The organism is Streptomyces sp. NPDC088785 (genome assembly GCF_044750685.1).
GTDB lineage: Bacteria > Actinomycetota > Actinomycetes > Streptomycetales > Streptomycetaceae > Streptomyces.
Window position 1 is genome coordinate 157,442 of the sequence record NZ_JBIVKH010000011.1, and the last position, 13,887, is coordinate 171,328.

The following is a 13,887-nucleotide window of genomic DNA, read 5'->3' on the forward strand; positions in this document are numbered from 1 at the left end:
GTAACTTCCCTGCGTGTCGGCCGTTCCCGGGCAGAATGCCCGCGCCGACTCCCTGGATGTGCCCCCTTGCCCCGGTTCAGTGTCATCGTCCCCGCGTACAAAGTGCAGGCGTATCTGCACGCGTGCCTCGCCTCGGTGCTGGAGCAGGGGTTCACGGACCTCGAAGTGATCGCGGTGGACGACTGCTCGCCGGACGCCTGCGGGGAGATCATCGACGAGTTCGCGGCGCGCGACGCCCGCGTCCGGGCCGTCCACCTCGACGAGAACGCGGGCCTGGGCCGCGCCCGCAACGCCGGCCTGCGGCACGCCACCGGCGACTACGTCCTCTTCCTGGACGGCGACGACACCCTCACCCCGGGCTCGCTGCGCGCGATCGCGGACCGCGTCAAGGAGACCGGCTCCCCCGACGTGCTGCTCTTCGACTACGCCCGCACCTTCTGGGACGGCCGCGAGGTCCGCAACCAGTTCGCGCACCTGCTCGCCCAGGACGGCCCCGCGCCCTTCACCCTCGCCGACCGGCCGGGGCTGCTGAAGGTGCTGATGGTGGTCTGGAACAAGGCGTACAGCCGGGAGTTCATCGAGCGCGAGGGCTTCACCTTCCCGCCCGGCTACTACGAGGACACGCCCTGGACGTACCCGGTCCTGATGGCGGCCGAGTCGCTGGCCACCCTGGACCGGGTCTGCGTGCACTACCGCCAGCGGCGCGGCGGCAACATCCTCGGCACCACCTCGCGCCGCCACTTCGACATCTTCGAGCAGTACGAGCGCGTCTTCGAGTTCCTCGACCAGCACCCCGACCTCGACGCGCAGTGGCGCCCGGCGATGTTCCGCAGGATGGTCGACCACCTCGGCACGCTGTTCACCAAGCGCGGCCGGCTGCCGCGCCGCAGCCGCGCCGAGTTCCTGCGCAGGGCCCGCGGCCACTACGGCCGCTACCGCACCCCGGGCGCCCGCGTGAGCCGCCGCACCCGGCTGCGGCACGCCCTGGTCCGGCTCGGCAGCCACCGCACCTACCGCGCCCTGTGGACGGCGATGGCGGTCGGACGGCGCGTGTCCCGCTCCCTCGCGGCGGCCCGCCGCACCCTGCGGGCCGCCGCGCTCCAGCTCCACTACCGCGTCCAGCTGCGCCTGCCGGTGCGCGCGGACGAGGCCGTGTTCGCCTCCTACTGGGGCCGCGGCCACGGCTGCAACCCCGGCGCCCTGGAGGAGGCCTTCCGCGTGCACGCCCCGCACGTGCGCACCTCCTGGATCGCGGCGCCGGAGCACCACGCCACGATCCCGGCCGCCACCCGGCGGCTCGCGCCGGGCACGGCCGCGTACTGGACGGCGCTCGCCCGCTCCAAGTACCTCGTCAACAACGTCAACTTCGACCGACGCCTGGTCAAGCGGCCCGGTCAGGTCTTCGTGCAGACCCAGCACGGCACCCCGCTGAAGAAGATGGGCCTCGACCTCCAGGACCATCCGGCGGCCGCCCGCGGCACCGACTTCGCGCAGCTGCTCGCCAACGCCGACAAGTGGGACTACGTCCTGTCCAGCAACCGGCACTCCACGCTGGTCTGGGAGCGGGCGTACCCGGCCGCGTACACGACCCTCGAATACGGCTATCCGCGCAACGACCGCTTCCGGTCGGCGACGCGGGAGGAGATCGTGCGGCTGCGCGACGCGCTCGGCATCCCGCGCGACTCGATCGCGATCCTCTACGCGCCCACGCACCGGGACTACCGGATCTCCCAGCGGCTGCCGCTGGACCTGGAGCGGATGCTGCGCACGCTGGGCCCGCGGTTCACGCTGCTGACGCGCGCGCACCACCGGTACGCGGCGCCGCTGGCCGGCGGGGCGGGCGCCCGCCTGATCGACGTGTCGGACCGGCCCGGCGTCGAGTCGCTGTGCCTCGCCTCGGACGCGCTGGTCACGGACTACTCGTCCCTGATGTTCGACTACGCGGCCCTCGACCGGCCGATCGTCATCCACGCCGACGACTGGGAGGCGTACGAAGCCGCCCGCGGCACCTATTTCGACCTGCGCTCCTTCCCGCCGGGCGCGATCGCCCGGTCCGAGGACGAGCTGGTCGACATCTTCGCGACCGGTCACTGGCGGGGGTCGCGCTCCGCGCAGCTGCGGGCCGCGTTCCGGGAGCGGTTCTGCCCGTACGAGGACGGGCGGGCCGGTGAGCGGGTGGTGCGGCGGGTGGTGTTCGGCGAGGAGCCGGCCGGCGCGGTCGCGGTCCCGCGCCAGCCGGCCCTGCCCGCTCCGGCCCCCCGGGCCTGACACGGCGAAGAACCGTGGGCCCCGCCCCGGGGCCCCCCCCGGGCGGGGGCCCCGGTGTTGGGCGGGGCCGGGGGGCCGGGGGGCGCGGGTGCCGGAAGGGGGGAGGGGTGCAGCAGGGGGGGCACGGACTCCCAGCGGGCGAGGACGCGCTGCTCGGAGAAGCGCTGGACGTTGGTCCGGGCCCGGTCCCCCATCGCGTCGCGCAGCCGCGGGTTGCCGGTCAGGCGCAGGAGCCGGTCGGCGAGCGCGTCGAGGTCGCCGGCGGGGGCCAGCAGCCCGTCCTCGCCGTCCCGGACGATCTCCCGCACCCCGGGCGCGCAGTCGAACGCGGCGCACGGCACGCCGCTGGCCATCGCCTCCATCAGGGCGAGCGGGAAACCCTCGCCGCGTGAGGACTGCACGAACACGGACGACGCGGCGAGGGCGCCCGGCACGTCGTCCGTGCGGCCCTGCCAGCGCACCGAGCCGTCGATGCCCAGCTCGGTGGCCTGCCGGCGCAGCTCCGGCTCGTCGGTGCCCGCCCCGTACAGGTGCAGCTGCCAGTCCGGGCGGTGCGGCGCGACCTTCGCCCAGGTGTCGAGGAGCATGTCGATGCCCTTCTGGTCGGCGAGGCGGCCGATGGAGCAGACGACCTTGTCGGTGCGCGGGGAGGGCACGGCGGGGAGGTGGGCGAGGGCGTTGGGCATGAAGTCGACGTTGTCGAGGCCCTCGGCGGTCCAGGTGTCGGCGTCCTCCTGGGTGAGGGCGAGCCAGCGGTCGACGTGCGGGTAGTGCCGCTTCACCCAGTGGTAGCGGTGGCAGGCCCGCGAATAGGCGAACGACTCGTGGCTCATGCCGATGACCGTGAGGTGCGAGGTGTCCGTCTCGCGCAGCCACTCCATCGGCCACACCTGGGTGACGACGAGGACGGAGCCGGGCCGCGCCCGCCCCAGGATGGCGTCCAGCTCGGCGAGGGCCCGCTTCTTCGCGGCGAGCCTGCGGGCCTCGCGGCGGCGCGCGGGCACGCTGAAGCGGCGCCGGCCGCGCAGCGGGCGGGCGGTGAGCGGATGCTCCGGGTAGAGGGCGGTGACCGGGTAGTCGGGGGCTTCGGGCACCGCCATCTTCAGGTCGGCGCGGTGCACGCCGATGACGTGCACGCGGTGCCCGGCCGACTGGAAGAGCCGGGCCATCTGGTGGGTCCAGGCGGTGACCCCGCCCAGTTCGTCGGTGCTGTTGGCGACGAGGAAGAGGTCCCGCTCCCGGGGAGCGGCCGCCGTCCGTACGGGCGTGGTCGTCACTGGCCCGCCTTTCGCGTGAAGAGGGCGTCGACGACGGCGCGGGCGGCGCCCCCGTCGTCGTAGGTGCCGAACTCGGCGGCGAACGCGCGCCGCGCCTGCTGCCAGTCGCCGTCCGCCTCCTTGATGCGGGCGAGGGTGCGGTGCAGCTCCTCCTGGGTGTCGACGACCGGGCCGCCGGAGCGGGCCCGCAGGTCGAAGTAGCTGCCGCGCTCGGCGGTGTACGCGTCGAGGTCGGGGGCGAAGTGCACGATCGGGCGGTCCAGGAGGGCGTAGTCGAACATGATCGACGAGTAGTCGGTGACCAGCACGTCGGCGAGGCAGAGGAGCTCGCTGACGTCGTGGTGGCGGGAGACGTCGAGGACGGTGCCGGGCGGGGTGACGGGCAGCGTCGCCACCTCCATGTAGTGGGCGCGCACGAGCAGCGTGTGGGTGTCGCCGAACCGCTCGGCGAACTCCCGTACGTCCAGCAGCAGTCGGGCCTGTTTGTTCTCCGGTGTGCCGCGGAAGGTCGGCGCGTACAGCACGACGGTGCGGTGGTCGGGGATGCCGAGGGCGGCGGCGAGGTCCGGGCGCGGGAAGCGGCCCTCGCGCTCGTCGCGTTCGCGGGCGGCGACGAGCCGGTCGTTGCGCGGGTAGCCGACGCGCATCAGCCGCTCCTCGGGGATGCGGTAGGCGCGGGCCAGGGTCGTCACGTCGTGCTCGGAGCGGACCAGGAACCGGTCGAACCGGGCGACGGCGCGCATCAGTTGCTCGCGCTGGGGGGCGTTGCGCATCTTGTGGCGGATCTCGTCGTAGCCCATCCGCTTGTACGCGGAGCCGTGCCAGGTCTGGAGGTAGGTGGTGTGCCGGGGCTTGTCGAGGGCGTGCGGGAAGCCCTGGTTGTCGACCCACCACTCGGCGCGGGCGAGCGCCCACAGGTACCGCCAGGACCAGCGGCGCACCAGCGTGGCGTCCGCGGGGAAGCCGGTGGGGTCGTCGGCGTAGGACCACACGACGCGGGCGCCCCGGCGGCGCGCGACCAGCTCCTCGTGGACGGCGCGCGGGCTGTCGCCGTAGCAGGCGCCCATGTGGCTCTCGAAGACGACGGTGCCGCGGCTGACGGGCAGCCGGCGCAGCAGGTGGCGGTAGACGGCGGTCTTGGTGCGCCGGGTGTGCAGGACGGCGGCCCGCTTGCGGAGCTTCTTCCAGCGCTGCTTGAGGATGCGGGCGGGGCGGAAGTTCGTGGCGTAGTGGGCCAGGGCGTTGGCCGTGCGGGCCGGGCGGCGGCGGGGCAGCAGGCAGACCGCCAAGTGGTGCCCGGCGGTGACGTAGGGCTGCCAGGTGTCGGCAGTGAGGCGGCCCAGGCGGGGGCGGGCCGGGAGCGCGGTGGCTCCGGCGCCGACGGAGCCCTTCTCGGCGAACAGGTCGAGCGGCGCGAGCCGTTCGCCGTCGATGCCGAGCAGCAGGCGCGGGTCCCAGACCCGGTCGCCGACGCCGCGCGGGCGCAGCACACCGGTGAGCGGGACGGTGACGCGCCAGGTGATGGCGTCGCCGCGCAGCCGGACGTCGTCGAGCGGCACGCTGACGGTCCGGGCGGCGCCGCCGCGGGCGACGAGTTCGAGGCTCGCGGTGAGCACGTGGGTGCGCTCGGTGTCGCGGAGGACGGGCGGGAGCACGGCGGCGCCCTCGATCACCAGGCGGCCGTCCTCGCGGGCGCACCGGGTGACCCGGTTGAGCACCTTGAGTCCGCTCACCGGCCGGTGCTGGTCGCCGAGTTCGGTGAGGTCGTACGAGGGGTGCAGGTGTGCCGGACTCCAGTAGGAGCGGCCGGCGTGGCGGACCTGCGCGGAGACGACGGTGCCGGGGCGGGCCAGCGCGTACGCGGCGGTGTGCACCCCGGGGGCGTCGCCGTCGGCGAGCAGGGCGGCGGCGACCCGCTCCAGGGGCGGCAGGTCGCGCAGCGCGGTGTCGTCGACCAGTCCGTCGAGCAGCGGCGCGTAGGCGGCGGCGAGTTCGGTGCGGCGGGCGGGGTCGGCGGCGAGGAAGGCGCGGGCGCACGGCACGACGTGGTCGGTGAGGAAGGCGTGGGCGCGGGCGGCGCGCAGCGCGGGGTCGGTGAGCAGGGCGAGGGCGTGCCGCTGGGCCGCGGCGGCGGCGGGCAGGCCGCCGAGCGGGTCGGGGGCGGGGCGCCGGGTGGTGATCAGGTTGGGGACGAGGGCGATCCGGCGGGCGGTGAGCGCGTGGTCGAAGCCGGTGCCGCCGTCGGCCCAGCGGGAGCGGCGGACCGCGCAGCCGGCGGTGAGGGCGTCCCGGGCGGCGAGTGCGGGGGCGTCGCGCAGGTCGGTGACGACGCGCGAGCGCCCGTACAGCTCCCGCTGCCAGGCGGGGGCCTGTTCCTTGGCGCCGTGCCCGGTGCGCCGGGTCCAGCGGCCCGCGACGAGGTCGGCGTCGGTGCGGTGGGCGGCGGCGAGGAGGTTGCGGCAGGCGTTGCGCTCCAGGAGTTCGCCGGGGGCGAGGGGCAGGACGTAGGCGCCGCGCGGGTCGCCGGTGCGCACCCGGCCGGGGTGGTCGGCGGCGAGGGCGGCACCGGCCTCGGCGGCGCCCGCCCCGGTGAGGACCGCTTCGGTGGCGGCGAGCGTCTGGTCGAGGACGGAGCGGACGCTGTCGCGCAGGGCGGCCGGGCCGGTGCCCGGCGGGCAGTCGAGGACGACGCTGACGTCGAGGGGGGCCGTGCTGCTCATCGGGTCCCCCCGCACGTGTCGTGGGCGAGCATCGCGTCGGCCACCCGGGCGGCGGCGGTGCCGTCGTCGAGGTCGCAGAACGCCTCGCGGAACCGCTGGTAGGCGCCCCGGTGCCCGGCGACGGCGGCGTCCGCGTCGAGCAGGGCGGCGATCACCTCGTCGCTGGTGCGCAGCAGCGGTCCCGGCGCCTGCGCGGCGAAGTCGAAGGTGAAGCCGCGCAGGGTGTCGCGGTAGTGGTCGAGGTCGTAGGTGTGGAAGAGCATCGGCCGACCCGTCTGCGCGAAGTCGAACATCATGGAGGAGTAGTCGGTCACCAGCACGTCGGCGATCAGCAGGAGTTCGGTGGCGTCGGGGTGGCGGGAGACGTCCCGGACGAAGTCGGTGGCGGGGACGGCGCCGCCGACGAGGTAGTGGCGGCGCACGAGGAGCACGTGGTCGTCGCCGAGGGCCGCCTCGGCGGCGGCGAGGTCGAGCTGGAGGTCGAGGCCGTACCGGCCGCCGGTGCGGGGCTGGTTCTCGCGCCAGGTCGGCGCGTAGAGGATGACGCGCTTGCCGTCGGGCACCCCGAGCCGTTCGCGCACGGCGGCGGCGAGCTTGTCGCGGTCGGGGGCGTGCAGCAGGTCGTTGCGCGGGTAGCCGGAGGCGAGCACGTCGCCGGTGTAGCCGAACGCCTCGCGCAGCACCGGGGTGGAGAAGCTGTTCGGGGAGACGAGCAGCGACCACTGGTCGGCGCGGGCGGGCAGTGTGGCGATGTACTTCGGGTCGGCGCTCGCGCTGCCCAGCAGGCCGCGTCCGATGCGCTTGAGCGGGGTGCCGTGCCAGGTCTGGACGACGTACTGGCCGTCGGCGCGCTCGAACCACTCGGGCAGGTGGGTGTTGGTGACGAGGTAGCGGCAGCGGGCCAGCGCCTCGTACCAGTCGGCGCTCCACAGGGCGACCGGGACGGCGTCCGGCGGCAGGTCGACCTGCTGGTCGCGGACCACCCACAGGTGGTCGAGTCCGGCGTCGCGGGCGGTGAGCTCGGTGTGGACGGCGCGCGGTGAGTCCGAGTACTGGCGGCCGTCGAAGCTGATGTGCAGGACGGCGTCGCGGCGGGGCAGGGTGCGCTGGACGGCGTAGCGCTCGCGCAGGGCGCTCTGCGCGGCCCGGCCGCGGTCCCGCTCGGGCAGGGCGGAGCCGGAGTGCAGGACGAGCTGGTCGTGGTGGCGGCGCTGCACGGTGAAGGTCCGGCCACGCAGGGCGCGCGGCAGCGGCAGGGCGGCGTGCTGGGCGGGGGCGAGCAGCAGCGGCACGCGGCGGTCGGGGTCGCTGTCGCCGGGCGCGCGCAGGTACAGCTGCCAGGTGCCCTCGGCGAGCGGCAGGACGCCGGCCGGGCCGGGGAGGGCGTGCGGGCGCAGCACCGCCTCGAAGCGGCCGTCGGCGCCGGTGACGGGGGTGACGGCCTGTTCGCCGTGGCCGTCGTGGGCGAGGACCAGTTCGCGCCGGCCACCGGGCGGGTAGCTGCCCGCGAGGAGCAGGTGGCCGGGTTCGCGGCCGTCGGCGCAGTCCCGGCAGGCGGTGTCCGCGCCGCAGTCCTCCCAGCGGACGGTGTCGACGACGGGGCGCACGACCTGGTCGCGCAGTTCGGTGTTGCCGGAGGGGTTGGCGAGCACCATCAGTTCGCGGCCGCCGCCGAGGCCGTAGCGGCCGGGGGCGATGTCGGGGCGCACCGGCAGCGGGACCGGCTTGCCGTCCGCGGGGACCAGGGCGACGCCCCACGGGTCGGCCGGGGCCTCGGCGCCGCCGAACAGGGCGAGCGGGACCCGGGCGGTGAAGACGCGGCCGTCGGTGGTGACCGGCAGGTCGTGGGATTCCTTGGTGCGCCAGTTCTCGACGCGGACGGCGAGCGGGGTGCCGGGGCCGCCGGCGGCCAGGGTGCCGGTCAGGCGGATGGTTTCGCCGTCGCGGCCGTGCTCGGCGAGGCGGGCCCGCAGCCGCTCCACGCGCAGCCGCAGCCGGCCGTCGCTGAGGGTGGGCACGATGCGCAGGTCGTCGTCGAGGTGGCGCAGCGGGACGGTGCCGGAGCCGCTCACCCGGACCGGTCCGGTGCGCGGCAGGAGGCCGCCCGCCCAGGTGCCGAGTTCCAGGTTCCAGGTGGTGCTGGCCCGGGCGGTGACCAGCCGGGCGGGGTCGACGACGGTCTCGAAGCCGGCCCGGTCGTAGTCGTGCAGGCCCTGTTTGGAGGCGAGGGTCGCCTCGCGGGAGCGGACGGTGCGCAGCCGCAGCGGCACGGCCCGCCGCTTGCCCGCGCGCAGCCAGGCGACGCGGGCGCGGGCGGTGAGCCGTCCGGCGGGCAGGTTGCGGACGTAGGCGAAGCCCTTGAGGCGCAGCTTGCCGTCGTCGTCCCAGGCGGCCTGGGTGATGCGGGCGTCGAGGGGCAGGTCCGTGCGGGCGAGGCCGACGACGGAGCGCGGCAGCCGGGCGCCGAGGACGGGGTAGTCGGCGCGGCGGCCGCGCAGTCCGCGGCGGGCGGTGAAGGCGCCGGGGTTGCTCTTCTCGTAGGCCATGTAGGCGAGGAGTTCGGCCATGCGGCGCTGCCGGATCAGCTGCCAGCGCACCCGCAGGCCGAGCGGGAGTTCGTCGAAGATGCCCGGGTCGACGCTGTCCGCGAAGGAGTTGACGTGGTCGAGGAAGGCCTCGTGGTAGGCGGCGTCGCCGTCGGGCAGCGCCTGCATGAACATCCACAGGTCGCCGGCGACGACACCGGCGTCGTAGCGGCGCTTGCCCTCGCGCCACTCGGCGCGCTCGGCGAGCGAGCGGCTGGCGGCGGCGCAGGAGGCGGTGCGGTCCCGGATGGCGCGCGGGACGGCGCGCCTGTTGGAGATGGAGCCGTCGCGGTCGCGCCACAGGTAGACGGTGTCGGACAGCACGTCGACGGCGCGTGCCCGGAAGTGGGCGGGGAGCACCAGGGGGATGTCCTCGAAGAGCACGCCCTCGGGGAAGGCCAGGGCGTGCTCGTCCCAGAAGTCGCGGCGGAAGACCTTGTTGCAGGCGATGCGGTCGGCGAGCAGGTCCCAGTCGCGGGTGACGTGGGTGGCGGTGCGGGTGGTCGCCATGGTCCTGCGGAACATCGGGGACTGGGTGGTGGAGCCGTCGGCGCGCAGCCGGAAGACGTTGCCGGTGACGAAGTCGGACCCGGAGGAGGCGAGGGTGTCGAGCATCAGCGCGTAGGCGCCCTCGGGGATCACGTCGTCGCTGTCCACGAAGGCGAGGTGGCTGCCGGTGGCGTGCCGGACGCCGGTGTTGCGGGCGGCGCCGAGCCCGGCGTTGGGCTGTTCGACGAGGCGGAACCGGGTGTCCCGCTCGGCGTGGGCGCGCGCGATGGTCCCGCTGCCGTCGGTGGAGCCGTCGTCGACCATGACGACCTCGAGGTCGCGCAGCGTCTGCGCCGACAGCGACTCCAGGCAGTCGGCGAGGTACTCCTCGACGTTGTAGATGGGGACGACGACGGTGAGTCGGGGTGTCATGCGCGGCGCACATTCCTTCCGGACGACAGGGGACGACGGGGACAGCAGCGGACCGCTGTGCTGAGCCGGGTGTGCTGGAGGTGGCTCACTCGTTAACAACCGGCGACGTCGCCGCCGGTCACCCGGCCTGCGCCATTCGGGTGAGCACGGGGCCGGCCCCCGCGCCACGGGGCGCGGGGGCCGGGATCCGGGGCTGCCCGGGCGGGGTCCTGGTCAGGGTTTGACGGCGATGCGTCCCTCGTCCATGCGGAGCAGGAGCAGCCGTGCGCCGGTCTTCTCCAGGAACTCGTCGACGGCCTGGCGGGAGCCCTGCCAGTAGCCGTAGTCGTCGATGAGCAGGACGCCCCCGGGGACCAACCGGTCGTACAGGTGCTCCAGTTCGTGCCGGGTGGAGGCGTACCAGTCGGTGTCGAGGCGCAGCACGGCGATCCGCTCCGGGGCCCGGTCGGGCACGGTCTCCTCGACCTTTCCCCGCACGAAGTGGATGCGCTCGGCGGGGTAGGGCACCTGCTGGAAGCCGGCCCGGACGTCGTCGAGGGTGGCGTACGCCCAGACGGCCTTGTCCTTGGAGTTGCGGGCGAGGATGTCGGCGGCGGGCGTGCCGTCGCGCCGCAGGTCCTCGACGGTGGGCGGGGTCATCCCGTCGTAGGTGTCGAAGAGGTAGAGGTCGCGGTCGGTGGCGCCGCAGCCGAGCAGCGCCCTGGCGCAGGCCTGCATGGAGCCGCCGCGCCACACCCCGCACTCGACGACGGCGCCGGGGATGTCGTGCCGGACGACGTGCCGGGTGGCGAGGACGAACGCGTTCAGCCGCTCCGGGGAGGTCATCGTCCACGGCTTCACCGCGCGGATGATCTCCTTGGCCTCGTCGTCGTAGTCGGCGGGAAGTCTGAGCGCCCCGGTCCGCGCGGGGGCGGCCGGTGCGGGCTGCGCGGCGGGGCGCGGGGCCGGCACCGCGGGGCGGGTCAGCTGGTATCCGGTCAGGGTGCGCAGGGCGCCGTTGACTGCGTTCTTCCATGCCATGGGGCGGGACACTACGCGCAATTCACCCACACTGTCACAGTGCGTGCTCTCTCGTCACTCTACGTAGGTTGACGGCGGTACCACCAGCGCCGGGCGGGTTCCTCGACGTAGGTGTACGCGGCCCAGGACAGGCCGACGACGACCGTGGCGACCCCGACGAGGGTGAACGCGTTCTGGTCGCCCGGCGCGGCGCGGCCCCAGTGGTCGAGGATGAACCGGTTCACCGTCTGGTGCAGCAGGTAGAAGGCGTACGACCAGGCGCCGAGGCGCACCATCGGCGGCGCGCACAGCCAGCCGCGCACCCCGGAGCGCTCGCGCCGCGCGCAGGCGACGATCAGCAGTCCGGAGAACAGGGCGACCAACGGCCGCACCGCGCAGTCGAGTTGCTGGACGACGCCCGGCCCGAACCAGTCGCCGCGATGGGCGTGGACGACCGTGTACGCGGCGAAGGCGGCGATCAGCGGGCCGGGCCGCACCGGGATGCGCACCCCGCGCCCCATCGCGAGGGCCAGGCTGGTCCCGAGCGCGAACTCCGGCAGCCGCGCCGGCGGCAGCCGCATCAGCCACGCGGCGTGGAAGGGCGACAGGTGCGTCGCGGCCCACAGGCCGACGCCCCACATGGCGAGGAGTCCGGCGGCGCACAGCGCGAACAGGGTGCGGGTGCGCAGCCGGTAGGCGGCGCGGATCGCGAACGGGAACAGCAGGTAGAAGAAGGCCTCGACGCTGAGCGTCCAGGACACCCCGTTGCCCGGGAACATCGGGACGACGCCGGGGAACCAGGTCTGCACGAGGACGAGCGAGGCGAGGAAGCTGGGCAGGTCCCACGGCACCCCGCCCCACAGGTGGAACACCCACAGGCACGGCAGGGTGGCCGCGAGGTGCAGCGGCAGCACCCGGCCGGCCCGCCGCCAGTAGAAGGTCCTGGCGGGGGTCCCGGCGCGGTGCCCCCACGCCAGCAGGAACCCGGACAGCACGAAGAAGAAGCCGACGCCGTTGACGCCCATCGTCGAGTACGGGAACAGCGCGGGGGTGTGGGCGACGCCGCCGGACGGGCCGGCGCCGGTGAAGTGGTGGGTGAACACGGCGAGCGCGGCGAGGAAGCGCAGCCCGGTGAGCGAGTCGAGGCGGTCGGCGCGCGGCACGGCGGCGCGCGGCCGCAGCCCGGACGGGCGCGGCAGCAGGGCGCTGGTCATCAGACCCCCCGGGCCGAGGCCGGGGCGGGCGCGGCCGGGGCGTGCGGCGGGGCCAACGGGATCGGCCGGGCGGGGACCAGCGGGCCGGGCGGGCCGGGCCGCGGCGGCGGGACCTCCGCGACGGCGGCCCGGGCGGACCGGCCGGGCACCAGCCGGGCGCCGCAGTCGCCGAGTTCGCCGCGCCGCTGGTGCTTGGCGTGCCGCATGCGGTCGACGCGGGGCTCCGCCCAGGCCCGGACGGCGGCGATGCGGGCGATCCCGCCGGGGACGGCGGTGGCCCGGACCCAGTCGCCGCCGTCGCCCTCGCGGTACAGGCGCACGTATCCGGCGTCGGTCAGCCGCTGGGCGGTGAGTCCGGAGCGGCCCGGCCAGGCGGCGTGGGCGTGCAGCAGCTCGGGGCGCACCTCGTCCAGCAGGTAGCCGGTGAGGGCGGCCCGGTCGTGGGCGGCGTAGGCGTCGGCGATCCGCCGGTCGGTGAGCCCGGCGACGTCGACGACCCGCAGCCGGCTGGTGAGGAGGGTGCCGCCGAGGTCGGGCAGGGCGACGGTGGCGCCGGGGCGCAGCCCGAGCCGGTCGGCGTACGCGTCGAAGAGGCGGCCGTAGCGGTCGGCGACCCAGCACATGGACAGGGTCGGTTCGGCGGTGAACTCCCGGTCGCGCGACTCCTGTCCGGCCAGCGACAGGGTGAGCGCCCCGCCGAGCGCGCAGCAGACCAGGGCGCGGGCCCGCACCGGCGCGGCGTCGCAGGCGGTGGTGACGGCGAGCGCGGCGACGGCCGAGCCGAGCACCCACACCGGGGTCGCGAACCGGTGGAGCGGCATCCAGTCGGGGGCGAGCGCCCCGTAGGCGAGGAGGGTGAGCGCGAGCGGCAGGCAGAGCAGGCCGAGGGCGCGGCGGGCGGGCCCGGGGCGGCCGAGGACGAGCCCGGCGCAGCCAGCGCAGACCAGGACGAGCGCCCAGCCCGCGTACCCGACCAGCTCCCCCACCTTCGCCAGGTCCGCGAGCTCCGGGGGCCGCTGGGCCTTGGCGACGGCGGTGTTGGGCACCCACAGGCCGAAGACGGCGTGCCGCCACAGCAGGAAGGTGCCGTAACCGGCGCCGAACAGCGCGCAGTTGAGGGCCGCGTCGCGCAGTGCGCGCGGGCGGCGCAGCAGCAGGACGGCGGCCGGCCAGGCGGCGGCGAGGACGGCGCCGTCGGGGCGGGTGAGCGCGGCGAGCAGGGTGAGCGCGGCGGCGGCGCAGGCGCCCCGGGGTCCGCTGCCGCGCACCAGGACCAGGGCGAGTCCGGCGGCGCACAGCCCGTACAGGGAGTTCTCCAGGCCGGAGAAGCACCACACCACATAGCTGAAGTTGGCGGCGAGCAGCGCGCCGGTGCCCAGGACGACGAGCCAGGCGCGCCGCGGGAGCGCCGTGCGGGCCACGCCCGCGACGCAGGCGAGGGTGCCCGCGACGCACAGCAGGGCGAGCGCCTTGGGGAAGAGGGCGAGGTCGCTGACGCCCGCCCAGCCGCCCCGGTCGAAGAGGCGCAGCGTCCGGCCGATGAGGAGCAGGAGCAGCCAGGCCGGGTTGGAGTACCCCTCGACGGGGGCGGCCCCGGCCTGCTGGACCGGTCCGAGGCCCTCGCCGACGCTGCGGACGTAGGCGAAGGTGACGGCGGCGTCGTCGACCACCCACTGGCCGAGCGAGGCGGCGCGCAGTCCGACGAGCGCGGTGCCGGCGAGGACGGCGGCGGGCACGGCCCAGCGCGCGGGCCCGCCGCCGGGCGGGGCGCCGGGCCGGCGGGCGGCGGGCACCCGGGGGGTGGCGGGACGGACCAGGGCCGTCCAGGCGGTCAGGGCGGTCGCCGTGGGAGGGCGCAGCAAGATCTTCATCCACTGACCAACACCGCGGGGCCCGTTCGGTC

At 75.5% G+C, this 13,887-nt stretch carries 6 protein-coding genes and 1 pseudogene; 1 reads left to right on the plus strand and 6 read right to left on the minus strand.

Going from position 1 to position 13,887, the window contains the following annotated elements; translation table 11 throughout:
- Positions 1–66: 66 nt before the first annotated feature.
- A complete protein-coding gene (locus ACIP5K_RS26620) occupies positions 67–2,268 on the plus strand; it encodes a CDP-glycerol glycerophosphotransferase family protein (RefSeq protein ID WP_401413381.1) in 2,202 nt (733 codons plus the stop codon).
- 110 nt (positions 2,269–2,378) lie between these two features.
- Here the strand turns inward: ACIP5K_RS26620 and ACIP5K_RS26625 are convergent.
- From ACIP5K_RS26625 to ACIP5K_RS26650, 6 genes and pseudogenes are all read right to left on the minus strand, one after another.
- Positions 2,379–3,545: pseudogene (locus ACIP5K_RS26625) on the minus strand (glycosyltransferase); the annotation flags it as partial.
- Complete coding sequence (locus ACIP5K_RS26630; RefSeq protein WP_401413383.1) at positions 3,542–6,265, minus strand: CDP-glycerol glycerophosphotransferase family protein; 2,724 nt, start codon at positions 6,263–6,265, stop codon at positions 3,542–3,544. The pseudogene ACIP5K_RS26625 and the gene ACIP5K_RS26630, both read right to left, overlap by 4 nt.
- Positions 6,262–9,771 (minus strand): CDP-glycerol glycerophosphotransferase family protein, encoded by a 3,510-nt coding sequence (locus ACIP5K_RS26635; protein ID WP_401413385.1) that lies wholly within the window; start codon positions 9,769–9,771, stop codon positions 6,262–6,264. The genes ACIP5K_RS26630 and ACIP5K_RS26635 overlap by 4 nt, the downstream gene beginning before the upstream one ends.
- A gap of 213 nt (positions 9,772–9,984) precedes the next feature.
- Entirely contained in the window at positions 9,985–10,791 is an 807-nt protein-coding gene (locus tag ACIP5K_RS26640; protein ID WP_401413386.1) for a TylF/MycF/NovP-related O-methyltransferase, read from the minus strand.
- Between the two features lie 59 nt (positions 10,792–10,850).
- Complete coding sequence (locus ACIP5K_RS26645) at positions 10,851–11,984, minus strand: acyltransferase family protein (protein ID WP_401413388.1); 1,134 nt, start codon at positions 11,982–11,984, stop codon at positions 10,851–10,853.
- Positions 11,984–13,855 carry a hypothetical protein gene (locus ACIP5K_RS26650; RefSeq protein WP_401413390.1) on the minus strand — a complete coding sequence of 624 codons (1,872 nt, stop codon included), beginning with the start codon at positions 13,853–13,855 and terminating at the stop codon, positions 11,984–11,986. Before ACIP5K_RS26650 ends, ACIP5K_RS26645 begins: the two co-directional genes overlap by 1 nt.
- Positions 13,856–13,887 lie beyond the last annotated feature (32 nt).

Bases quoted from the DNA above. Each gene is read 5' to 3' on its own strand.
- ACIP5K_RS26645 (WP_401413388.1), bottom strand. From the start codon at position 11,984: ATGACCAGCGCCCTGCTGCCGCGCCCGTCCGGGCTGCGGCCGCGCGCC.
- ACIP5K_RS26640 (WP_401413386.1), bottom strand. From the start codon at position 10,791: ATGGCATGGAAGAACGCAGTCAACGGCGCCCTGCGCACCCTGACCGGA.
- ACIP5K_RS26635 (WP_401413385.1), bottom strand. From the start codon at position 9,771: ATGACACCCCGACTCACCGTCGTCGTCCCCATCTACAACGTCGAGGAG.
- ACIP5K_RS26650 (WP_401413390.1), bottom strand. From the start codon at position 13,855: ATGAAGATCTTGCTGCGCCCTCCCACGGCGACCGCCCTGACCGCCTGG.
- ACIP5K_RS26630 (WP_401413383.1), bottom strand. From the start codon at position 6,265: ATGAGCAGCACGGCCCCCCTCGACGTCAGCGTCGTCCTCGACTGCCCG.